General features: G+C 61.2%; 18 protein-coding genes. 9 read left to right on the top strand and 9 right to left on the bottom strand.

Going from position 1 to position 21190, the window contains the following annotated elements; translation table 11 throughout:
• Positions 1-3 precede the first annotated feature (3 nt).
• Entirely contained in the window at positions 4-693 is a 690-nt protein-coding gene (locus BTE54_RS00600) for an HAD family hydrolase (RefSeq protein ID WP_003520496.1), read from the bottom strand.
• Positions 694-915: 222 nt separating this feature from the next.
• On the opposite strand from BTE54_RS00600, the gene BTE54_RS00595 reads away from it, so the two are divergent.
• Both BTE54_RS00595 and BTE54_RS00590 read left to right on the top strand, forming a co-directional pair.
• Positions 916-1596, top strand: a complete 681-nt coding sequence (locus tag BTE54_RS00595; protein ID WP_065654301.1) for a GntR family transcriptional regulator — start codon at positions 916-918, stop codon at positions 1594-1596.
• 45 nt (positions 1597-1641) lie between these two features.
• The gene (locus tag BTE54_RS00590) at positions 1642-2103 is read left to right on the top strand and encodes a DUF1284 domain-containing protein (RefSeq protein WP_078051146.1); all 462 of its coding nucleotides are present in this window, start codon (positions 1642-1644) and stop codon (positions 2101-2103) included.
• Here BTE54_RS00590 and BTE54_RS00585 read toward each other — a convergent pair.
• Positions 2063-3163: a hypothetical protein gene (locus tag BTE54_RS00585; protein ID WP_078051145.1), complete on the bottom strand. Its 1101-nt coding sequence runs from the start codon at positions 3161-3163 to the stop codon at positions 2063-2065. The two genes, BTE54_RS00590 and BTE54_RS00585, sit on opposite strands and share 41 nt — an antisense overlap.
• A gap of 237 nt (positions 3164-3400) precedes the next feature.
• On the opposite strand from BTE54_RS00585, the gene BTE54_RS00575 reads away from it, so the two are divergent.
• The gene (locus BTE54_RS00575) at positions 3401-4546 is read left to right on the top strand and encodes a site-specific DNA-methyltransferase (RefSeq protein ID WP_078051144.1); all 1146 of its coding nucleotides are present in this window, start codon (positions 3401-3403) and stop codon (positions 4544-4546) included.
• A 330-nt stretch (positions 4547-4876) separates the two neighbouring features.
• On the opposite strand, the gene BTE54_RS00565 is transcribed toward BTE54_RS00575, so the two are convergent.
• Together BTE54_RS00565 and mutY are read right to left on the bottom strand one after the other, a co-directional pair.
• Complete coding sequence (locus tag BTE54_RS00565) at positions 4877-5491, bottom strand: HAD family phosphatase (RefSeq protein ID WP_078051142.1); 615 nt, start codon at positions 5489-5491, stop codon at positions 4877-4879.
• Positions 5492-5573: 82 nt separating this feature from the next.
• Positions 5574-6674 (bottom strand): A/G-specific adenine glycosylase, encoded by a 1101-nt coding sequence (gene mutY / locus BTE54_RS00560; protein ID WP_078051141.1) that lies wholly within the window; start codon positions 6672-6674, stop codon positions 5574-5576.
• Positions 6675-6771: 97 nt separating this feature from the next.
• On the opposite strand from mutY, the gene BTE54_RS00555 reads away from it, so the two are divergent.
• The 4 genes from BTE54_RS00555 (at position 6772) to BTE54_RS00540 (ending at position 12313) form a co-directional block, all read left to right on the top strand.
• Positions 6772-7302 carry a DUF721 domain-containing protein gene (locus BTE54_RS00555; RefSeq protein WP_078051140.1) on the top strand — a complete coding sequence of 177 codons (531 nt, stop codon included), beginning with the start codon at positions 6772-6774 and terminating at the stop codon, positions 7300-7302.
• Positions 7303-7414: 112 nt separating this feature from the next.
• Complete coding sequence (locus BTE54_RS00550; RefSeq protein WP_078051480.1) at positions 7415-7873, top strand: hypothetical protein; 459 nt, start codon at positions 7415-7417, stop codon at positions 7871-7873.
• A gap of 207 nt (positions 7874-8080) precedes the next feature.
• Positions 8081-8761 carry a DsbA family protein gene (locus BTE54_RS00545; RefSeq protein WP_003520487.1) on the top strand — a complete coding sequence of 227 codons (681 nt, stop codon included), beginning with the start codon at positions 8081-8083 and terminating at the stop codon, positions 8759-8761.
• An 84-nt stretch (positions 8762-8845) separates the two neighbouring features.
• Complete coding sequence (locus BTE54_RS00540) at positions 8846-12313, top strand: chromosome segregation SMC family protein (protein WP_078051139.1); 3468 nt, start codon at positions 8846-8848, stop codon at positions 12311-12313.
• A gap of 323 nt (positions 12314-12636) precedes the next feature.
• Here the strand turns inward: BTE54_RS00540 and BTE54_RS00535 are convergent, their stop codons facing one another.
• Complete coding sequence (locus BTE54_RS00535) at positions 12637-13614, bottom strand: VOC family protein (protein ID WP_078051138.1); 978 nt, start codon at positions 13612-13614, stop codon at positions 12637-12639.
• 228 nt (positions 13615-13842) lie between these two features.
• On the opposite strand from BTE54_RS00535, the gene ppdK reads away from it, so the two are divergent.
• Complete coding sequence (ppdK, locus tag BTE54_RS00530) at positions 13843-16569, top strand: pyruvate, phosphate dikinase (RefSeq protein ID WP_003520484.1); 2727 nt, start codon at positions 13843-13845, stop codon at positions 16567-16569.
• On the opposite strand, the gene BTE54_RS00525 is transcribed toward ppdK, so the two are convergent.
• From BTE54_RS00525 to BTE54_RS00510, 4 genes are all read right to left on the bottom strand, one after another.
• Positions 16547-16819: a hypothetical protein gene (locus tag BTE54_RS00525; RefSeq protein ID WP_035260597.1), complete on the bottom strand. Its 273-nt coding sequence runs from the start codon at positions 16817-16819 to the stop codon at positions 16547-16549. The two genes, ppdK and BTE54_RS00525, sit on opposite strands and share 23 nt — an antisense overlap.
• A 169-nt stretch (positions 16820-16988) precedes the next feature.
• On the bottom strand, positions 16989-17585 hold the full coding sequence (locus BTE54_RS00520) for a demethoxyubiquinone hydroxylase family protein (RefSeq protein ID WP_078051137.1): 597 nt from the start codon (positions 17583-17585) through the stop codon (positions 16989-16991).
• Positions 17586-17778: 193 nt separating this feature from the next.
• Positions 17779-18177, bottom strand: a complete 399-nt coding sequence (locus BTE54_RS00515) for a hypothetical protein (RefSeq protein ID WP_078051136.1) — start codon at positions 18175-18177, stop codon at positions 17779-17781.
• A gap of 149 nt (positions 18178-18326) precedes the next feature.
• Positions 18327-19691: a dicarboxylate/amino acid:cation symporter gene (locus tag BTE54_RS00510; protein ID WP_078051135.1), complete on the bottom strand. Its 1365-nt coding sequence runs from the start codon at positions 19689-19691 to the stop codon at positions 18327-18329.
• Positions 19692-20210: 519 nt separating this feature from the next.
• Between BTE54_RS00510 and BTE54_RS00505 the strand changes: the two genes are divergently transcribed.
• Positions 20211-21131: a DUF1499 domain-containing protein gene (locus tag BTE54_RS00505; protein ID WP_078051134.1), complete on the top strand. Its 921-nt coding sequence runs from the start codon at positions 20211-20213 to the stop codon at positions 21129-21131.
• Positions 21132-21190 lie beyond the last annotated feature (59 nt).

The following is a 21190-nucleotide window of genomic DNA, read 5'->3' as shown; positions in this document are numbered from 1 at the left end:
TCCTCAAAAAGCGCCTTCCCACTCCGCCATCGCCGCAATCACGGCCGGCAGGTCCTGCATGCGCGAGATCACCGTTTCGGCGCCCGCATCCGTCAGCCGGTCGGCGTGGCTCGGATAGGTGTGGGATGCGCCGGTGAAGCCGATGACGCGCATGCCGGCGGCTCTTGCGCCATGGATGCCGTGCACGGAATCCTCGACCACGACCACGCGGTCGGGGGAAACGCCGAATTGCGCCGCGCCATGCAGGAAGATGTCGGGCTTCGGCTTCACGCGGTCGGCTCCAAGGTCCTTGGCGGAATAGATATGCGGCGCGAAATAGGGCTTCAGGCCCACCTTCGTCAGCATCATGTCGAGGCGGTGGCTTGATGAGTTCGAGCAGATGCAACGCGGCGTGGTCAGGCGCGACAGGGCGAATTTCACGCCCTCGATGATCTTCACGTCGCGTTCCAGCCGCATGTCGAGCAGCTTTTCCGATTTGTCGAGCAGCGAGGCGGAGAGCGGAATGCTGGCTTCGCTTTCCACCTGCAGAAGAATGTTCTTCCAGGTCATGCCGGCGAAACGTTCGCCCATTTCCTCGACGGAGATCGGATATCCCGCTTCGGTCAAGAGGCGGGATTCCACCTGCGCCGCGATGATTTCGGAATCGACCAGAACGCCGTCACAGTCGAAAATAATGAGGTCGAAGCCGCTCATGGGCGCTCCCTGTATCGGATTTGGCTGGAAGAAAATGATGCCGGGCTTTTAGACCATGTCCGCGCCAAGCTCAACCGGCTCACCCGCAAAGGTCGGTCCCATCAGGCTCATAGCTCGGTCGACCTGTGTAAGCGACTGTGCCGCCTCGAATATTTGGTTTGGCGTTCCTCTTTCGCGCAAAAACCGCTACACACGGTCGCGCCATATGCGTTATGGGATGTTATGCCCAAGACAGTGAAAAACACGCCCGAAGACACCATTGCCGCGCGCATCAGCCGCACGCTCGCCGACCGCATCGTTCGCGGTGAGCTGTCGCCGGGTGAAAGGTTGCGGCAGGATCACATCGCCGCCGAATTCGGCGCGTCGCATGTGCCGGTGCGCGAGGCATTCCGCCGGCTGGAAGCGCAGGGGCTTGCCGCCAGCATTCCGCGCCGGGGTGTCCGGGTGGCGGATTTCGGCCTTGACGATGTGCGCGAGGTGGCGGAAATGCGCGCCGCCCTTGAAGTTCTGGCGCTGCGCCACGCCATTCCCAACATGACGCCCGCCATTCTCGACCAGGCGGAGGCGGCAACGCTCGAAGGCGACAGCGCCGTCGATGTGCAGCATTGGGAGGAGGCCAACCGCCGCTTCCATCGTCTCATCACCGCGCCCTGCAACATGCCGCGCCTGATGGAGGCGATCGACGGGTTGCATGCGGCGAGCGCCCGCTTCCTCTTTTCCGCCTGGCGCGCCGGCTGGGAGCGCCGCACCGATACCGATCACCGCGCGATCATCGATGCGCTGCGCGGCGGCCGCGCCGAAGAGGCGGTGCGTATCCTCGACGGACATGTGCAATGGATTGGCCGCAAGGCGATCCGCACCTCGTCCGGCTCGGTGCGCGACGCCTTCGCCATCGTTGGATAGGGCGGGCCCGTGACCGTCCGCCTGCGGCCCCACCATCTTCTCTGTATGCTCACCTATGTGGGCAAGGGATATACATCCGGCTTCGTCGAAAATTACGACCGTGTCGCCGCCCGCCTGAACGCCGGCGAGGAGGACATCGAGCTGGTGGATGGCCCGGACGATATTTGCGAGGGTCTGTTGTGTGAAAGCCATGCCCACTGTTTCAACGAAGGCGTGGTGCAGCGGGATGAGACAGCCCGCCTTTCGGTGTCGGCGCTTTTGGGCGAGGCACTGACTGCCGGCAAGCGGTTGCAGGCGACGCCCGACTTTCTTGCGAAGATGCGTCTGGCTTTCGCCGCAGGCGAGATCAGGCCTGCTTGTCGAGGCTGTCAGTGGATAAGACTGTGCGACCGTATCGCGGCATCAGGTTTCGCAGGCGTGAAAATCGGCGAACGTCCGGAGCCTCTGGCCGGCCGGAGGCCGAGGCCTACTCCGGCACATCCGTCTCGGTTCTCTCGGCGGCCTTGACCGTCGCCTTGATCTCCTTCGGCTCGCGGCCGGATTTCTTGTCGTAGCTCACCTTCACCGAATATTCCCCGGGATGCAGGGTTTCCTGATGCTGCGTGCCGTAACGGCCGGAAATCTCCTTCTGCGTGCCCTGAAGATCCCTTGTGGTTTCAACGATATCGATCCGTTCTGCACCGGGCGCCTTGATGGCGAGAACGCCCGCATCGAGATCGAGGGTGATTTCGGTTCGTTTTCCGGCAGTCACGGTAAATGGTTGTTCCACCGTCACCTTGCCCAGACGCGCGCGCATGACGAAGTCACCAGCGGGCATTTCCATGATCTTGCCGGTGCCGTAAATGCCGTTGATGGTCTCACGCGTGCCGTCCAGCGTTTCCCTGGCCGACATCGCTTCGAAGCGGATATCGTCCGTTTCCACCGCCCGGCCGCCTTCCGCATAAACGGCCTTGGCGATCACCACGCCGCTTGGAATGACCAGCTCGTGGCTGATCTTCTCGCCCGCCTTGATGGCAAGCGTCTCCTCAGCCCGCGCCGGGCCGATGCTGCCGGTGAGGACGACGTCTCCGGCCGGCACGAAGACGGTATTCTGGCCATAGACGCTGTCCTTGAAATCGTCCTTGGTGATTTCCGTCTTCGCCTGCGTTTCCACATCGCCGCCGGCGCTGCGTTTCGGCACGACGGTCAATTCCCCAGCGTCGAAATTCACCTTCGGCCTCGCGATGCTTCCGTCCTTCACCTCGAACGCCACTTCGCGGGTCACATTGCCCAGCGCCGCCACCCCGACATATTTGCCCGCCGGCAGTTTCGCCTCGAAGGTGGCGTCATAGGAGCCGCCGGCATTGTCGTCGGTAAGCCCGCCGGAACGGTCCGCCTTGTAGAAATCCCACCGCACCCTGTCGCTATTGCCGAGCGAGGGGCCGCCATCGAACAGGACCGCATCGGTGACGACGTTATATTGCGGGGCCGGTTGCTGCGCCTGCGATGGCGCCGGCAGCGCCGTTGCGAAAAGTGCGGCGCAGACGACATTCATGGAAAAAGAAGCCATTTTCATCACGGACCCCATTGCGGATTACCCCCTGCCATAATGGCTCTTCCTGCCGCGCCGATATGCGGGGACAGAAGAACCCGTTGTGCACAACGTTTTTGCCCGACTTCGGGTTCCCCCGCCGGCCGCCGCAAATCGCGCCTGCGGGCCGCAGCAGCCATTTATTTCGCATTTTCCGTGACTTGTTCAGGCTTTGATAACCATCTTCGGTAACCATAAGCATCAGTAGAGAGTAAGCGTATGGAGCGAGTACCAATGGCAGCAGTTTTTCCGCTGGCCGATTTTCGGCGTGCCGGTTTTGATCGTGCGGGCGAGAGCGACGCCTGGAAAGACAGCATCATCAAAGGTGATTGTGTCGCTGCCTTGGATGCCCTCCCGAGCCAGTCTGTGGATGCGATTTTCGCCGATCCACCCTATAACCTTCAGCTTGGCGGCACCCTGCACCGTCCCGATCAGTCGCTGGTCGATGCCGTCGATGACGAGTGGGACCAGTTCGCCTCCTTCGAGGCCTATGACGCCTTCACCCGCGCCTGGCTGCTCGCCTGCCGCCGTGTGCTGAAACCGAACGGCACCATCTGGGTCATCGGCTCCTACCACAATATCTTCCGCGTCGGCTCGATGCTCCAGAACCTCGATTTCTGGATCCTGAACGACATCGTTTGGCGCAAGACCAACCCCATGCCGAACTTCAAGGGCCGCCGGTTTCAGAACGCCCATGAGACGATGATCTGGGCGAGCCGCGATCCGAAAGCCAAGAACTACACCTTCAACTACGATGCGCTGAAGGCCTCCAACGACGATGTGCAGATGCGCTCCGACTGGCTGTTCCCGATCTGCAGCGGCAACGAGCGTCTAAAGGGTGACGACGGCAAGAAGGTGCATCCGACCCAGAAGCCGGAAGCGCTGCTGGCGCGCATCATCATGGCCTCCACCAAGCCGGGCGATATCGTGCTCGACCCGTTCTTCGGCTCCGGCACCACGGGTGCCGTTGCAAAACGTCTCGGCCGCCACTTCGTCGGCATCGAGCGCGAACAGGATTACATCGATGCGGCATCGGCCCGCATCGCCGCCGTCGAGCCGCTCGGCAAGGCGGAACTGACCGTGATGACCGGCAAGAAGGCCGAACCGCGCGTTGCCTTCAACACGCTGGTGGAAAGCGGCCTCGTCCGTCCTGGCCAGGTGCTGACGGATGCACGACGCCGTTATAGCGCCATTATTCGTGCCGATGGTACTCTGGCATCCGCCGGGACCGCCGGCTCCATTCACCGCCTTGGCGCGAAGGTGCAGGGTCTCGACGCATGCAACGGATGGACGTTCTGGCATTTCGAAGACGGCGACACGCTGAAGCCGATCGACGATCTGAGAGCGATCATCCGCAGTGAACTGGCAAAGGCCGAATAGTCAAAGCCCAAAAGGCTTGGACGAAACGATCCACCGCCCGCCCTTGTCAGCCTATGTCTCCGTCCGGTTTAGTACCTTCAGTCCCGGATGGAGAACGACCAACGCCCGGCACTTCGGTGTCGGGCGTTGGTGTTTTCGAGTATACTATTTTAGCAAGACAAGTTTCGCGCAAGAGATCGGCAATACTGTCTCAAATCAGAGCAATGGTTGTGAAAATCCGGTTCGGAAAAATCACAAAAACATTGCGTCCGATGCCGCTTGCGGCAGGACTGGCGCAGGCCGGAGACCGCCATTTCCGCCTGCGCCAATTTCTTTTCCCGATCTGGGAATTTATCGGACTTCCACCCCGAAGTCCCGCAGATCCTGCTTTAGCTTCTCAGCACCGGTAAAATGCACCGCCTGCCAGCCCGCCGCTTTCGCGCCTTCCACATTCACGAGCGTATCGTCGATGAAGAGGCTGTTGGCTGGATTGAGGTCGAATTCCTTCGCGTGCAGATCATAGATCGCCACGTCAGGCTTCAACAGCTTGACATCGCCGGAAACGGTGACGCCGCGCGGCAAAGTGAGGAAGGGGAACATTTTCTGCGCCTCGCGGAAGGTGTCGGAGGCGAAGTTGGTCAGCATTGTCACGTCGTAGCCGCTGTCGATCAGGGCGACCATGATCGCGACGCTGTCGTCATAGGAATGCGAGACCATCTCGTGCCAGAACTTGCGGAAGGAGCGGATGTGCTCTTCCCGCTCCGGGAACTGCTCCACCAGCAGCGCTTCGGCATCCTCCCAGCGGCGCCCGCGATCCTGCTCGAGGTTCCAGTCATGGGTGCAGACATTCTCGAAGAACCATTTGCGCTCGTCGGCATCGGGGATGAGGCGGCTATAGGGAATATGCGGATCGTAGTGGATCAGCACCTTGCCGATGTCGAATACGATATGCTCAATCTTGGTCATCGAAATTTCCTGCTTTCATCGAACATTAGCGCGTCTTTCAGACGCTCTAAATCTTTGAGTTGCGTATCGTTCCTATCGAAAATCAATTTCGATTTTCGGGCCGATACGCGGATGGAATAGCTTGGGTGATGACTTTTTTCATCACCGTTGGCAGCGCCTGCGCGTCAAGATTTGTAACCGGCTCCCACCATCCGTCATCCGGGCCGGTTTTAAGGCCGTCCGGCACCTGCGCGCGATAGACGGTGAGCCGCAGTTCGAAATGGGTGAAGACATGCACGATAACGCCCGCCGCCTGCCAGCCGGCGGCAAAGGGCGCATGGCTCGCCTCCGTGCCGCCGTCCATACGGGCGGTCCATGCCGTTGTCGGCACCTCGGTCATGCCGCCGAGAAGCCCGCTTTCGATGCGCCGGCGGAGCAGGATTTCGCCGCTTTCATTCACCGCCACGAAGGCGGCCCCGAGCCGCACCGGCTTTGCCTTCTTCGCCGCCTTGACCGGAAAACGCTCCGGCTCGTCATGGGCAAGCGCAAGACAGTGGCCGTTGAACGGACAGAGCGCGCAGGCCGGCCGTTTCGGCGTGCAGATCGTCGCGCCGAGATCCATCATCGCCTGGGCGAAATCCCCGGGCCTGTCGGCAGGCGTCAACTCTGCTACCTTAGCTTTCATCGCAGGCTTTGATCCGGGCAGGGGAGCATCGATGGCAAAGAGCCGGGAAATGACGCGCTCCACATTGCCGTCCATCACTGCCGCCTGACGATTGAATGCAATGGCCGCGACGGCGGCGGACGTATAATCGCCGATGCCGGGCAACTGGTTCAGACCTTCTTCCGTATCTGGAAAGACGCCGCCATGCTCATTCGCCACGGCTTCCGCGCATTTTTTCAAATTGCGGGCGCGGGCATAATATCCAAGCCCCGCCCAGGCGGCCATGACATCTTCGACTGGTGCCGCCGCCAGATCGTTGACGCTTGGCCACGCTGCGAGAAACTTGAGGAAATAGGGCTTTACCGCCTGCACCGTCGTCTGCTGCAGCATGACCTCGGAGAGCCAGACGTGATAGGGATCGGCGCGTTTTCCCCGTGCCGCCATGGCGGGGGACGTGCGCCATGGCAGTTCGCGATGGTGCCGGTCGTACCATGCGAGCAGCATCTGCGCATAAGACGACGAGGCGGTTTTTTGAAGCATGGTTTGCCGTTTCTGTTCGATTTGGCCTATAGTTGGGACATCCGTAGCGGGCGATCAAGAAAATGTGGATCGCCCTCTCCAAAATCGCGAGTGAAACATGCGTTATCCCCAGAGTGATGCCGGCAAGAAGAAGGGCGTCGTGCAGATCGCCGAAGTCGCCAATGGCATCATGGATCCCGTGCTCTCGAAACGCGCCGGCATCAACACCGCGCTGCTCGGTTCCTGGGACGAGATCGCCGGTGACGACTTTGCCGATTGCACCCGCCCGGAAAAAATCACCTGGCCGCGCCGCGACGAGGGGCCGGATCGCGGCGGTTATCAGCCCGGCGTGCTGACGATCGCCTGCGAAGGCGCACGCGCGCTATTTCTCACCCACGCGCAGGGCGAACTCATTGCCCGCATCAACGGCTTCTTCGGCTTTCCGGCGGTGCGCCAGATCAGGATCGTGCAGAAACCGGTGTCGCAAACCGTCAACCGAAGGCGCAAACCGCAGCCCCTGCGCGGCGATGCGGCAAAACGTCTCGACGACATGATGGACGGCATCGAGAGCGAGGCGCTACGCAAGGCGGTGGAGAGGCTGGGCACGGCGGTATTGCAGAAGAAGCCACCGCAACGAACTTTGAAATAGGAAGAAATTTCAGAGGCGGCTTCTGATTACGCGGTAAATAGAATTTCATTCTCGATTTCAATTTGTTGGCCGACGATTTCCGAATTACTCCATGGCTCAAAGGAGTATGCCGATGGAAATCAAGGAAACACCAGAAATGTGGGTTGTGCGTTTTGGTCAACGTCTGCGGATACCCGATGTCAGGCAGGCTGCTGCCGAATATTCGGCAATCATAGACAGACAGCTGGCCGAGCACCGCCTGGAAGCCGATGGGCCTTGGATTTTCATTTCCCACAACCTGCCAAGAGATAGCAAAACCCTGTTTGACTGGGAGATATGCCGCCCAATAAGAAAACCCGTGCAGTGGGATGAGACAATCGAGCTTCATCATCTCGAACCAATCATCGTTGCAAGCAGGGTGCATCAAGGATCGCTGAGATCGTTATTCACCAAAGGATATGCCCCGCTGGTTGCGGAGATAGAAATGTCTCGCCACCATTTCTCGGGTGAGAGTCGTGAAATTTATCACGGCTGGAACGGGCACGGCTCGTCTTATCACAATATCGAAATCCAGTTTGGTCTATCGCGTTGAGCTCATAAGGGGCGCTCGCTGCGACCATTGCCCGCACCCTCTGTATTCAGGGCTTGTTTCTCTTCGTTGTTTTTGCGTTTTCGCCTTCTCGAAGTCACGATTCTTTGACAAGGAAGTTCCATAGCCCGCTTGTCGCGCTGCCGGTGCTGGTGGTATCGGGTTAGCGAATTGCGCATCAGGCAGTTTCAAATCAACACGGGTGTTTCCATGCCGATTTCCGAATTGAATATTACCAGACGCAGCCTCCTCGGCGGCGTTGCTCTTGCTGCCGTTGCCACGGCCCTGCCGTTCGCCTTCACGCCCGGTATCGCCGAGGCGCAGGAACTGCCTGAATCCACCGGCGATGTGGATATGGCTGCGGTGATGAAGCCCGGCCCGCTCCCGGAAGCGGCGCTCGGCGATGCCAACGCACCCGTCAAGATCGTCGAATATATGTCGATGACCTGCCCGCACTGCGCCAACTTCCACAACAAAACCTTCGAAGAGATCAAGAAGAAGTACATCGATACCGGCAAGGTCTATTTTGTGCTGCGCGAATTCCCGTTCGATCCGCGCGCCGCTGCCGCCTTCATGCTGGCACGCTGCGCACCGGAAGGTCAGTATTTCCCCTTCGTTTCCATGCTGTTCAAGCAGCAGCAGAGCTGGGCTGTCGCACAGGATGCGCGCGCCGCCCTGCTGCAAATGTCGAAAATGGCCGGTTTCTCACAGGAGTCTTTCGAGGCCTGCTTGACGAACCAGAAACTTCTGGATGATGTGAACGCAACGATGCAACGCGGTGCGACGGAATTCGGCGTCAACTCCACGCCGACTTTCATCATCAACGGCAAGAAATACGCAGGAGACATGTCGGTTGAAACCATGTCGGCTGTCATCGACAAGCTGCTCTGATCGCCGGACCCTGAAAGAAACGGGCGGCGGATATTTCCGCACGCCCGTTTTTTATTGCCCATATTCTTGCCGGGGCGTGACGGCATGAAGTTCAACAAGCTCCGCCTCGTCGGTTTCAAGTCTTTCGTTGAGCCTTCCGAATTCATCATCGAGCCGGGGCTTACCGGCGTTGTCGGTCCGAACGGTTGTGGCAAGTCCAATCTGGTCGAAGCGCTGCGCTGGGTGATGGGCGAGAATTCTTACAAGAACATGCGCGCCTCCGGCATGGATGACGTCATCTTCTCCGGGTCCGGCAATCGTCCCGCCCGTAACACCGCCGAAGTCGGCCTCTATCTCGATAATTCTGACCGCACCGCGCCTGCCGCCTTCAACGATGCCGATGAAATTCAGGTAACGCGCCGCATCGAGCGCGAAAACGGCTCCGTCTACCGTATCAACGGCAAGGAAGCCCGCGCCAAGGATGTGCAGCTTCTCTTCGCGGATGCCTCCACCGGCGCGCGCTCTCCCTCCATGGTGGGGCAGGGCCGCATCGGCGAACTCATCAACGCCAAGCCGCAGGCCCGCCGCCAGCTGCTGGAAGAGGCGGCCGGCATTTCCGGCCTGCATTCCCGCCGCCACGAAGCCGAGCTTCGCCTGCGCGCCGCCGAAACCAATCTGGAGCGGCTGGAAGACGTCACCGCCCAGCTGGAAAGCCAGATCGAAAGCCTGAAACGTCAGGCCCGGCAGGCCAACCGTTTCAAGATGCTGTCAGCCGATATCCGCGCCCGCGAAGCGACGTTGCTGCACATCCGTTGGGTCGAGGCGAAGGAAGCCGAAGGCGAGGCGGAAAGCGCGCTCAATCAGGCCACCAACATCGTCGCCGAAAAAGCGCAGGCCCAGATGGAAGCGGCCAAGCAGCAGGGCATTGCCAGCCTGAAGCTGCCGGAGCTGCGCGAGGACGAGGCGAAAGTCGCCGCCGCCCTGCAACGCCTGCAGATTGCCCGCACCCAGCTGGATGACGAGGCCAACCGCTTGCTGCGCCGCCGCGATGAGTTGGCCCGCCGCCTGTCGCAGCTTGGCGAGGATATTATCCGCGAGGAACGGCTGGTCTCCGATAATGCCCAGATACTCGCGCGGCTCGATGAGGAAGAGGCCGAACTCCTGGAAATCCTCTCCGATTCCGGCCGCCATGCGGAAGAGATGCGCGAAGCCTTTGAAGCCGCCGCTGTCAAACTGGCGGAAAGCGAAGCCATCTTCACCGCGATTACCGCCGAGCGGGCAGAGGCGTCCGCCGCGCGCCAGCAACTGGAGCGGGCGATCCGCGATCTTTCGGACCGCAAGCTGAGGCTGGAACGGCAATCGCAGGAGGCATCCGCCGAGATCGATGCCATCGACGAAAAGCTCTCCGGTCTTCCCGATCCTTCCGAACGGCGAGAAGCGGTCGAGGCGGCGGAGATCGCGGTCGAGGATGCCCTGATCGTGGTGGAGGAAGCCGAAGCCGCCGTCGCGGATGCGCGTTCCGCCGAAGCGCTGGCGCGCGCGCCGCTGGAAACGGCGCGGAACCGGCTGAACGCGCTGGACACGGAAGCGCGCACCATCACCAAGATCCTCGCCTCCAGCGCCGCCGCCAATGGCAGCTTTACGCCGGTGGCGGAGGAAATGACGGTGGAGCGCGGTTTCGAGGCGGCATTGGGTGCCGCCCTCGGCGACGATCTCGAAAGCCCGCTCGATCCCGCAGCACCCGCCTATTGGGCCGGAAATGGCGATGGCGCGGGTGATCCCGCCTTGCCGCAGGGTGCGAAACCGCTTCTGGATTATGTGCAGGCGCCGGAAGCCCTGCGCCGCGCTTTGGCGCAGATCGGCGTCGTCGCCAACACGGCGGAAGCCCTGCGCCTGCTGCCGCACTTGAAGGCTGGCCAGCGGCTGGTGACGCGCGAAGGCGCTCTGCTGCGCTGGGACGGTCACATTGCCAGTGCCGATGCGCCGGGTGCCGCAGCGCTTCGCCTGTCGCAGAAGAACCGCCTCGCTGAAATCGAGACAGAACTGGATGAGGCCCGCTCCATTCTGGACGAGGCCGAAGACCAGCTTGCCGCGAAAACCGAAGATATCCGCAGCAGCGAATTGCGGCTCTCGGACGTTCGCGACAGAAGCCGTCTTGCGACCCGCCATCTTGCCGAGGCGCGCGAGGCGCTGACTGCGGCCGAACGGGCCTCTGGCGATCTGCTGCGTCGTCGCGATATCGTGTCCGAAGCACTGAACCAGATCGGCGCGCAGATCGATGAGATCGCCGTTCAGGAAGAAAACGCCCGTATCGAAATGGAAGACGCGCCCGATCTTTCCGTGCTGGATCTGCGACTGCGCGAAAGCCAGCTTGAAGTCGCGACCGACCGCGGCCTTCTGGCGGAGGCCCGCGCCCGCCATGAGGGTGTGAGCCGTGAGGCGGAAAGTCGCCAGCGCAGAATTCAGACGATAGGGCAGGAGCGCTCCACCTGGCAATCGCGTGCGGCAAGTGCGGCTGATCATATCGCGACATTGCGCGAACGCGAGGAAGAGGCGCGCGAGGAAATCGCCGAGCTGGACATAGCGCCGGAAGAATTCGACGAGAAACGCCGCAACCTCCTCAACGAATTGCAGAAGACCGAAGACGCCCGACGCGAGGCCGCCGACCGGCTGGCCGAGGCGGAAAACCTGCAGCGCGCCGCCGACCGGGTGGCGGCAACGGCGCTTTCGGAACTGGCCGAAGCCCGCGAAAAACGCGGCCGCGCCGAAGAACGTCTGGTTTCCGCCCGCGAAAAGCGGCAGGAAACCGAACACCGCATCCGCGAAACGCTGAATACCGAGCCGCATATGGCGTTGCGCCTGACCGGCCTCGGTCCCGACCAGCCGAAGCCCGATATTCGCGATGTCGAGCGCGATCTCGACCGGCTGAAGATCGAACGCGAAAGGCTGGGCGCGGTCAATCTGCGCGCCGAGGAAGAGCAGGCCGAGCTTTCCGCCAAGCTCGAGGCGCTGATCAAGGAGCGCGACGACATCATCGATGCCGTGCGCAAGCTGCGTGCCGGCATCCAGAACCTCAACCGCGAGGGCCGTGAGAGGCTGATCGCCGCTTTCGATGTGGTCAATTCGCAGTTCCAGCGGCTGTTCACCCATCTCTTCGGCGGCGGCACGGCGGAATTGCAGCTGATCGAATCCGACGATCCGCTGGAAGCGGGCCTGGAAATCCTCGCCCGCCCGCCGGGCAAGAAACCGCAGACCATGACGCTGCTTTCCGGCGGCGAACAGGCGCTGACGGCCATGGCGCTGATCTTCGCGGTCTTCCTTACCAATCCCGCGCCCATCTGCGTGCTGGACGAAGTGGACGCGCCGCTCGACGACCACAATGTCGAACGTTACTGCAACCTGATGGATGAGATGGTGGCCTCCACGGAGACCCGCTTCGTCATCATCACCCACAATCCCATCACCATGGCGCGCATGAACCGCCTCTTCGGCGTTACCATGGCCGAACAGGGCGTGTCGCAGCTCGTCTCCGTGGATTTGCAGACCGCTGAGCAGTTGCGCGAAGCCGTCTGAAACTGCCAGGCCGCATTTCGATCCTGACTTTTGCTCAACATGAATTTATCTCGTCGTCTCACCCATTCGGGTGAGCGCAAACCCGCGGCATTTTGCTATATCTTGCCATGAGCCTCAGTGTGCTTTCCCAACCCCGCCATCCGGTTTCCTGTACCGGGTGGACTGCCTTGCGAGGCCGCTGCAACGGCCTCGCAAGGTCTTTTTGCCGGCTGACGAATACGACTGACTTGATGAGGAAGGGGGCGGTGAGGCTCTGTCGTTTTCGGACGACGTTGTGTAAGCATTTTTTGTGGCGCCCGCTTCGCATCGAGCGTATGGACCACTCACCCTGGCATCAGCCGCAGCCGCGTGCCCCAGGGGTCTATCGCTTCCACGACGTTATTTTCCATCTCCACCAGCACATAACCGGCGGCCCGCAGCCGCGTTTTCTGCGCCTCCAGATCGGCGGGGTTGCGAATGGTGAGAGAAAACCAGTCGAGGCCGGTTTCCATGGCGTTGCGTTCCTTCGCGCCACGGCTGTTCCATGTATTCACCGCCAGATGATGATGATATCCGCCGGAAGAGAGAAACGAGGCATCGGAGCGCGCATCCTGTGTCGGTTGCAGGCCGACGGCCGTTTCATAAAAAGCGCGGGCGCGGGCGATTTCGCCGACCCGCAGGTGAACATGCCCGATGCGCATTCCCGGCGGGGCAGCCTCGTAATCGCTTCTTTTGGTATCGGTCAGCTCCACCAGATCGTCGACATCGAGCGGTTCGGTGCCCATTTTCACCACGCGGCCGCTCCACACCCATGTATCCTTCGGCCGGTCGCTGTAAACCTCGATGCCGTTGCCTTCGGGATCGTTGAGATAAATCGCCTCGCTGACATTGTGGTCGGCAAAACCGGAAAGCGGCACCTGCTTCAGCGCCGCATGCACCAGCCAGCGCGCCAGATCCTTGCGTGAGGGCATCAGATAGGCGATGTGGAACAGGCCTGCGGAGGTGGGACTTTCGAAATCCGCGGCCGGCTTGTGCACCAGATCGAGCAGCGGCACGGTGCCGACGCCGAGCGTCACGCCTCTGGCCGTGCGCTCCACCTCGTTCATGCCCAGCACTGAACGGTAATACTCGATCATCGGGTCGAGATCGCGCACGCGCAGCGCGGCCTGGCCGATATGCATCGGCGTGGTGAGTGCAAAGGGAAGGGCGGAGGCGGCGCCCGCGACGGGCACTGCGCCTTCGGCTCTGAGCGCCCCGGCAAGCGCACTGGCGGCACAGGAAATTCCGGCAAATTTAAGCGTATGGCGGCGGGTAAATTGCATGAATAATCTCTTTGTCGGCGATTTGAATGGCTTAGGCAACACTCCAGTTCAGCGCATTACACGAATGCGTCAATCATGCCGTTATTCGGCCTTTGCGGCAATTCTTGCGCGCAATTTGCCGCAATTATGCTGCACTGCGATGTAAACTGCACGTTGCGGCGTTTCCAACGTGCCGCCAATGCTGTAGATGATAGAAAAATAACAACGCTTCTGGGTGGAGAGCGTGGAATGAAAAAGTGGGTTTATACCTTCGGCAACGGTGCTGCCGAAGGCAGGGCAGGTGACGTTGCGATATTGGGCGGCAAGGGCGCGAACCTTGCCGAAATGGCAAGTCTCGGCCTTCCCGTTCCCCCCGGCCTCACCATCATAACCGATGCCTGCGCGCTTTATCACAAGAATGGCCGCGATCTTCCCGAAGAGCTGAAGCTGCAGGTCATGGCTGGCCTGCACGGCATGGAAACCGTGACCGGCAAGACCTTCGGCGGCAGCCACTCGCCGCTGCTCATCTCCGTCCGTTCCGGCGCGCGCGCCTCCATGCCCGGCATGATGGATACCGTGCTGAACTTGGGTCTCAACGACCGCACCGTCGAGGCGCTGGGCCACGATGCGGGCGACGCCCGTTTTGCCTGGGACAGCTACCGCCGCTTTATCCAGATGTATGCCGATGTGGTCATGGGCCTCGACCACGAATTGTTCGAGGAAATTCTCGAGGACGAGAAAGGCCGCCTCGGCCACGAATATGACACCGACATGTCGGCGGTCGAATGGCAGCATGTCGTTTCGCTTTATAAAAAGCTGATCGAGGATGAGCTGGACGAAGCCTTCCCGCAGGACTGTCATGTTCAGCTCTGGGGCGCAATCGGCGCCGTCTTCGCCAGCTGGACCAACCACCGCGCCGTGACCTACCGCCATTTGCACAATATTCCGGGGGACTGGGGCACGGCGGTCAACGTTCAGGCCATGGTCTTCGGTAATCTCGGCTCGTCCTCGGCAACCGGCGTCGCCTTCACCCGCAATCCTTCGACGGGCGAGGCGGAGCTTTACGGCGAATTCCTCGTCAACGCTCAAGGGGAAGATGTGGTGGCGGGCATCCGCACGCCGCAATCCATCACCGAGGCCGCGCGTCTGGCCTCCGGCTCCGACAAGCCCTCGATGGAAAAGCTGATGCCGGAGGCGTTCAGCGAATTTCTGGCGATCTGCAAGCGGCTGGAAAACCACTATCGCGACATGCAGGATCTGGAATTCACCATCGAGCGCGGCAAGCTCTGGATGCTGCAGACCCGCTCCGGCAAGCGCACCACCCGCGCGGCCATGAAGATCGCCGTCGATATGGTGGAGGAAGGGCTGATCTCGCAGGAGGAGGCCGTCTGCCGCATCGAGCCCTCGTCGCTCGACCAGCTGCTGCACCCCACCATCGATCCCGGCACATCGCGACCGATCATCGGCTCCGGCCTGCCGGCTTCGCCGGGGGCGGCGACGGGCGAAATCGTCTTCACTGCGGAAGAGGCGGTTGCGGCGGAAGCCGAAGGCCGCCGTGTTATTCTGGTGCGCATCGAAACCAGCCCGGAAGATATTCATGGCATGCACGCCGCCGAAGGCATTCTGACGACGCGCGGCGGCATGACCAGCCACGCCGCCGTGGTGGCGCGCGGCATGGGCATTCCCTGCGTCACCGGCGCCGGCTCCATGCGCGTCGACATGCGCAACAAGGTGCTGATCGGCGTCGGCTGTATGCTCAAGCGCGGCGATGTCATCACCATCGACGGTTCTTCCGGCCGGGTGCTGAAGGGTGAGGTGCCGATGACGCAGCCGGAACTCTCGGGCGATTTCGGCAAGCTGATGGAGTGGGCCGACAGCCTACGCCGCATGACTGTGCGCACCAATGCCGACACACCCGCCGACGCCCGCGCCGCCCGCGCCTTCGGCGCGGAAGGCATCGGTCTCTGCCGTACCGAACATATGTTCTTCGAGGGCGACCGCATCCACGTCATGCGTGAGATGATCCTCGCCGAAAGCGAAAAGGGCAGGCGGGCGGCGCTGGATGAGCTTCTGCCGATGCAGCGCTCGGATTTCACCGAGCTTTTCCAGATCATGCACGGCCTGCCGGTGACGATCCGCCTGCTCGACCCGCCACTGCACGAATTCCTGCCGAAGACCGATGGCGAAATCGTCGAGGTGGCGGCCGCCATGGGCATGCCGCAGACGGTGTTCCGCCAGCGGCTGGATGCCCTGCACGAGTTCAACCCCATGCTCGGCCATCGCGGCTGCCGCCTTGCCATTTCCTATCCGGAAATCGCCGAAATGCAGGCCCGCGCCATTTTCGAAGCGGCGGTTGCCGCAGCACGTATCACCGGCGCGCCGGTCGTGCCCGAGATCATGGTGCCGCTTGTTGGTCTCCGCTCGGAACTGGATTACGTTACCGAGGTCATCGATGGCGTCGCCGCAGCGGTGGCGCAGGAAACCGGCATGGAGATCGAATATCTCACCGGCACCATGATAGAGCTGCCGCGCGCGGCCCTGCGCGCCCATGTGATTGCGGAAGCGGCGGAATTTTTCTCCTTCGGCACCAACGACCTGACGCAGACCACCTTCGGCATTTCCCGCGACGATGCGGCGCGTTTCATCAATACCTATCAGCGCAAGGGTATCATCGAGCGCGACCCGTTCATATCGCTCGATTTCGACGGCGTGGGGGAACTGATCCGCATCGCCGCCGAACGCGGCCGCCAGACGCGGCCGGAACTGAAACTCGGCATCTGCGGCGAACATGGCGGCGACCCGGCCTCGATCCATTTCTGTGAGGATGCCGATCTCGACTACGTGTCCTGCTCGCCCTTCCGCGTGCCCATCGCCCGGCTTGCCGCCGCGCAGGCAACGCTGGCGGCAAAGAGGGATGAGGGCAGGGTGGCGAGCAATGTCGCCTTCATTCCCGTCAGGGGTTCTGTTGGACGATGATGCGCCGCTCCACCACCACGGGGCGGTAGAACATGTCGCGGTTCATCTGCGCCTGCCAGGCGCGGTTGTCGGCGCGGCGGTCCATTTCCAGATCGAGAAGGCAACCGGCCATCGGGTCCGTGCCGGGGCGGAAACCATAACCCCGGCAAGTCGCCTCATCCCGCGCCCGACGCTCTTCCGGCGTCAGCGTCTGGCAGGCGGTGAGCGCCAGCATGGCGGCAAGCGCACCGAAGACGATGGAAACACGCATTTTGTTTCTCCCTTAACATGACAGCCGCACGGCACTTTTATTGCCGCGATTGATACGCCTGTTTTGATACGGGGAAAAGCCGCGTTGGGGCGGAAAGTTGCGTTTGGTAAGCGAACCTCTTCGCGTCATGCGAGCCTTGAACCGGCATCCACTTGCCTGAGCCTCGGCATCAGGACTGTCTGGAACGCGCCATTTCAGCGCGCATCCAGCTTGAGTCTCCCCATGTCGAGAGCCAGATCATCAGATCGGTGAGAAAGCCGATAACCGGCAGCAGAAGCATATGGCCCAAACCGCGCGTCGTCTGGTTTTTCTCGGCCTCGTGCAGATGAGCCAATTCCTGTTCCTGAATCGAAGCGATAAGCCTATGCAGCTCGGGATCTCTTGTTTGCAGGAAGGCCAATTGATCTTCCAGATGGCGGTGAACGGTGCTTTCAACGGCCTCGGTGCAAATCCAGACCATGTTTCGTCCGCCGAGCGCGGTCATAAAACCGAGCAGGAGACCTCCAAGGCTCCAAAACGCCATGACGCGACAAGGCCTTGCGTTTCTGGATGGCATGGCGTCCCGAAACCGGCGGCAATGATCGATCTCGTGTTCCCGCATTTCCTGAAGAGCGGGTACGATGTCCGGAAACAGCCGGCGGGCCATCCATATCTGCGCGCCGTAGATACGAATAGCGCCAAACTCACCGGCGTGATTGACCTTGAGGATACGCCGAACGGTAAGCGCCGGGTCGTATTTGCCGGGACTGCCGGACGTTCGAAACATTACCAAGGCGCGTTCCATTCCAGCTAAATGCAGCAGATGTTACCGGCACTATGAGAGGCGGCTGTGACCACGATTGATAAGCCTGTTTCGATGCGAGGAGAACCCCATTTGGCACGGAAAGCTACAGCCGCCGGAGCGGAGATGCAGATATCGCAGCCTCCGCCGGTTTCGAAACCAAACATCCTGATTCTGCTCAGGAATCACGCAGGAAAGACGGCGGAAACAAACCCTGTTGAATGAGCCAGTCGCCGAGCAGAACCGTGAGGATGGCGATGAGGACGATGCCGCCGATAAAGGCGAAGAGGCCGAGCGTGGCGCGGGTCCACCGGCGGGTTTGATAGAGGTAAATCGCAAGCCCGATGGGTGCGAGCAGAACGGTGGTGATTTTGGCGGCGGAGCTGCGCCGGATGTTCCGCTTTTCGGCATCCTCTATCTGCCACCAGGCAAATAGCGTGATGATGCCGATCATCTGCACCAGATCGTTTGCGGTAAAGGATGCTGGAGGCCCGGCAGGCCAGACGGCCGCATCGATCAGAAGCCCGAGGGAGATGAAAGCGAGCAGGCCGACATAAATCCAGTTGCGTTTCGCCATGCACAGTTTCCGCTCTAAATTGCGCTATTGCCCGTGCCGTTATCGCTATCGATCAAATTGGCACCGTCAACCCCAAACTATCAGGGAAGAAAGGGAGTGGTCCGCATGGGGCGTCTCCCTGTTCCGGAAACGCCCCATGATTGTCGCCGTCAGGCCGGCGCTGCTTCCCGGTCGTCGAGTGCGTCGATATCCTTGGCGTTGTTATAGACGGCCTCATTGAGAATGCCCTCGCGCTTGGCGACGAGGGTGGGCACCAGCGCCTGGCCGGCGACGTTGACCGCCGTGCGGCCCATGTCGAGGATCGGGTCGATGGCGAGCAGCAGGCCCACACCTTCCAGCGGCAGGCCGAGCGTGGAAAGCGTCAGCGTCAGCATCACCACGGCACCCGTGAGGCCGGCGGTTGCGGCGGAACCGAGCACCGAGACGAAGACGATCAGCACATATTCCTGAATTCCGAGCGGCACCTGGAAGAACTGCGCGATGAAGATCGCCGAAATCGCCGGATAGATGGCGGCGCAGCCATCCATCTTGGTGGTGGCGCCGAGCGGCACGGAGAAGGCGGCATATTCGCGCGGCACGCCGAGGCTCTTTTCCGTCACGGTTTCGGTGACGGGCAGCGTGCCGATGGAGGAACGCGACACGAAGGCGAGCTGGATGGCCGGCCATGCGCCCGCAAAGAAGCGCGACGGCTTCAGGCCATGGGCGATCAGCAGCGCCGGATAGACCACGAAAAGCACCAGTGCGAGACCGATATAAACGGCCGCCGCGTACCAGCCGAGCTGCGACAGCGTCGTCCAACCATATTGATCGACCGCGCGGCCGAGCAGGCCGATGGTGCCGATGGGGGTGAGGCGGATGACCCACCACAGGATTTTGCGCACGATGGCGAGCAGCGACTGGTTGAAGGCGAGGAACGGCTCCGCCGCCTTGCCCGCTTTCAGCGCCGCGACGCCGAAGGCAATCGAGACGACGAGCAGCTGCAGCACGTTGAAGTTCAACGAGGTGCTGGCCGCGCCATTATTGAGCTTGGTAGACGCTTCGAGGCCGAAGACGTTGGCCGGGATCAGCCCCTTCAGGAAATCCAGCCAGGAGCCGGTGGAAGAGGGTGCTGCCGCTGCCGTATTGGCAATCGCCGTGTTGACACCGGGCTGAATGACAAGGCCGAGCACGATGCCGATGACGACGGCGATCAGTGCCGTGATGGCGAACCAGAGGAGTGTCTGCCACACAAGCTTCGCCGCATTGGAGAGGTTCTTGAGATTGGCGATGGAGGCGACGATGGCCGTGAAGATCAGCGGCGGAACCAGCGCGCGCAAAAGCTGCACGAAAATGCTGCCGATGGTTTGCAGCGTCACCGAAAGCCAGTTGGGGCTGCCGGCGGCATCGGGACCGATGTTGCGGGCAACGAGGCCGAGCAGCAGGCCGATGACCATGGCGATCAGAACCTGAAAGCCGAAATTGCGATAAAAAGGTTTAGGCCCGGAGGGGCCGGCGGACGTCGTTGCCTGTGACATGACATGTCTCTTTATTGTGCAAGAAAACGAGAATGTTGCACTTTTTACACGCATTCTCGAGGGAGGTCGCCGAGAATACGCCGATTTCCTCAGCAATTAAGGGATGAACATGCGTATTTGTTGCGTTGTCGGGGAATAATTCTCTTTAGGTGAGGCAATGCGGAAAAATATTCCAGCGTCTTGTTGCCTTCGACGTCAGAGTCCTAAAACCTATAGTTTGGCACTGTCATAGCCTGATATTCCGTCACCCCGGACCTGATCCGGGGTCCAGCGCGATCAAGTCCTTGATCGAAAAAGACTCATTCCTCACGGTGCAGCATGGCTGGATGCCGGATCATCCTCGGGCTTGTTCCGGCGACCGGCATGACGGAGAAGTTCGGGCGCTTTAGCGTAGGGATCGCATCCTCCTTTGTTTTCCTCGCCGCAAATCCGGTCTATGACATCATATGCAGGTGATTCCCTGCCAGAATTCGGGTGCAACGCTTTTTAGCCAATGCGATCTAACGGATATCCGCTTTCATGACTGTGCGTTTCGTCCGGCCTTTTTCGGTTGCAGCCTATCTTTCCCGCTATCTGGGTCTTGCGGCGCTTGTGCTGTTTCTCATCGCCGCCGGCATTCATCGTTTCGGGCCGCTGACGACGCCAGATCTTGTCGGTCTCCTCATCATCGCCGCTGGCATCGCTCTCGCGGCCGTACTTCTGGCGTTGATCGGGCTTGAGCGGCTGTGGACAAAGGGCGCACGCGGCGGCGTTTCGGCGCTGGCGGCGCTGCTTCTCTCGGCCCTGCCGCTCGGCGTGGTCGGTTACGGCGCCTTTCTTTATTGGCAGCAGCCGAAGATTTACGACATCTCCACCGATCTCACCGACGTGCCGGAATGGCTGGTGACGCCCGCCGCCAACCAGCAATGGCTGGTGCGGCCCGCGACTGTCACCAATGCCGACCGCGACGCGCAGGCCGAAGCCTATGCCAGCCTCGCCGGCCGCCGTTATGAAGGCGCAATCGACCGTATCTATGCCGCCGCCAAAAAAATGGCCGTCGCCCAGAATATCCGCATCGCCCACACGAAGGGGGTGATCGGGGCGGAAGATGCGCCCTCCGTCGGCGTTCCGGAGCAGGACAGGACGCAGCCTTCGGAAGAAGGGCCGGTCGAGGATCTGCCCTCCATCGTGCCGGTGCCCATGGCCCGCCCGACGGACGCGCCTTTGCCCACCTTCTTTAACGGTAGCGGCGTGGTGCTGATGCAGGGCGAAACCCGCACGCGCATCTGGGGCCTGCGTTTCGATATCCTCATCCGCCTCAAGGAAGAGGCCGAAACCACCATCGTCGATGTCCGCGTCGCCTCCCGCTACGGCCCGCACGATCTCGGCATGGGTGCTGCGATTGCCGAAGCCTATCTCGATGCGCTGGATGCGGAGATGCAGGGTTTGAACGATAATTGATGTGTAGCTGACGCTACGCATCGTCTTGATGGGGACGAGCGGGCGCCGCCTGTTTCTTC

It is taken from the genome of Agrobacterium sp. YIC 4121 (assembly GCF_002008205.1).
GTDB classification, from domain to species: Bacteria; Pseudomonadota; Alphaproteobacteria; order Rhizobiales; family Rhizobiaceae; genus Agrobacterium; species Agrobacterium leguminum.
The sequence above is the reverse complement of the archived record's forward strand: the minus strand, read 5'-3'. Positions and strand labels throughout refer to the sequence as shown.

Coding starts and splice junctions, on each gene's coding strand:
- BTE54_RS00520 (WP_078051137.1), bottom strand. CDS start 17,585: ATGTTTCGAACGTCCGGCAGTCCCGGCAAATACGACCCGGCGCTTACC.
- BTE54_RS00535 (WP_078051138.1), bottom strand. CDS start 13,614: ATGCAATTTACCCGCCGCCATACGCTTAAATTTGCCGGAATTTCCTGT.
- mutY (WP_078051141.1), bottom strand. CDS start 6,674: ATGCTTCAAAAAACCGCCTCGTCGTCTTATGCGCAGATGCTGCTCGCA.
- BTE54_RS00545 (WP_003520487.1), top strand. CDS start 8,081: ATGCCGATTTCCGAATTGAATATTACCAGACGCAGCCTCCTCGGCGGC.
- BTE54_RS00540 (WP_078051139.1), top strand. CDS start 8,846: ATGAAGTTCAACAAGCTCCGCCTCGTCGGTTTCAAGTCTTTCGTTGAG.
- BTE54_RS00510 (WP_078051135.1), bottom strand. CDS start 19,691: ATGTCACAGGCAACGACGTCCGCCGGCCCCTCCGGGCCTAAACCTTTT.
- BTE54_RS00590 (WP_078051146.1), top strand. CDS start 1,642: ATGCTCACCTATGTGGGCAAGGGATATACATCCGGCTTCGTCGAAAAT.
- BTE54_RS00505 (WP_078051134.1), top strand. CDS start 20,211: ATGACTGTGCGTTTCGTCCGGCCTTTTTCGGTTGCAGCCTATCTTTCC.
- BTE54_RS00555 (WP_078051140.1), top strand. CDS start 6,772: ATGCGTTATCCCCAGAGTGATGCCGGCAAGAAGAAGGGCGTCGTGCAG.
- BTE54_RS00600 (WP_003520496.1), bottom strand. CDS start 693: ATGAGCGGCTTCGACCTCATTATTTTCGACTGTGACGGCGTTCTGGTC.
- BTE54_RS00575 (WP_078051144.1), top strand. CDS start 3,401: ATGGCAGCAGTTTTTCCGCTGGCCGATTTTCGGCGTGCCGGTTTTGAT.
- BTE54_RS00585 (WP_078051145.1), bottom strand. CDS start 3,163: ATGGGGTCCGTGATGAAAATGGCTTCTTTTTCCATGAATGTCGTCTGC.
- BTE54_RS00515 (WP_078051136.1), bottom strand. CDS start 18,177: ATGGCGAAACGCAACTGGATTTATGTCGGCCTGCTCGCTTTCATCTCC.
- BTE54_RS00525 (WP_035260597.1), bottom strand. CDS start 16,819: ATGCGTGTTTCCATCGTCTTCGGTGCGCTTGCCGCCATGCTGGCGCTC.
- BTE54_RS00595 (WP_065654301.1), top strand. CDS start 916: ATGCCCAAGACAGTGAAAAACACGCCCGAAGACACCATTGCCGCGCGC.
- BTE54_RS00565 (WP_078051142.1), bottom strand. CDS start 5,491: ATGACCAAGATTGAGCATATCGTATTCGACATCGGCAAGGTGCTGATC.
- BTE54_RS00550 (WP_078051480.1), top strand. CDS start 7,415: ATGGAAATCAAGGAAACACCAGAAATGTGGGTTGTGCGTTTTGGTCAA.
- ppdK (WP_003520484.1), top strand. CDS start 13,843: ATGAAAAAGTGGGTTTATACCTTCGGCAACGGTGCTGCCGAAGGCAGG.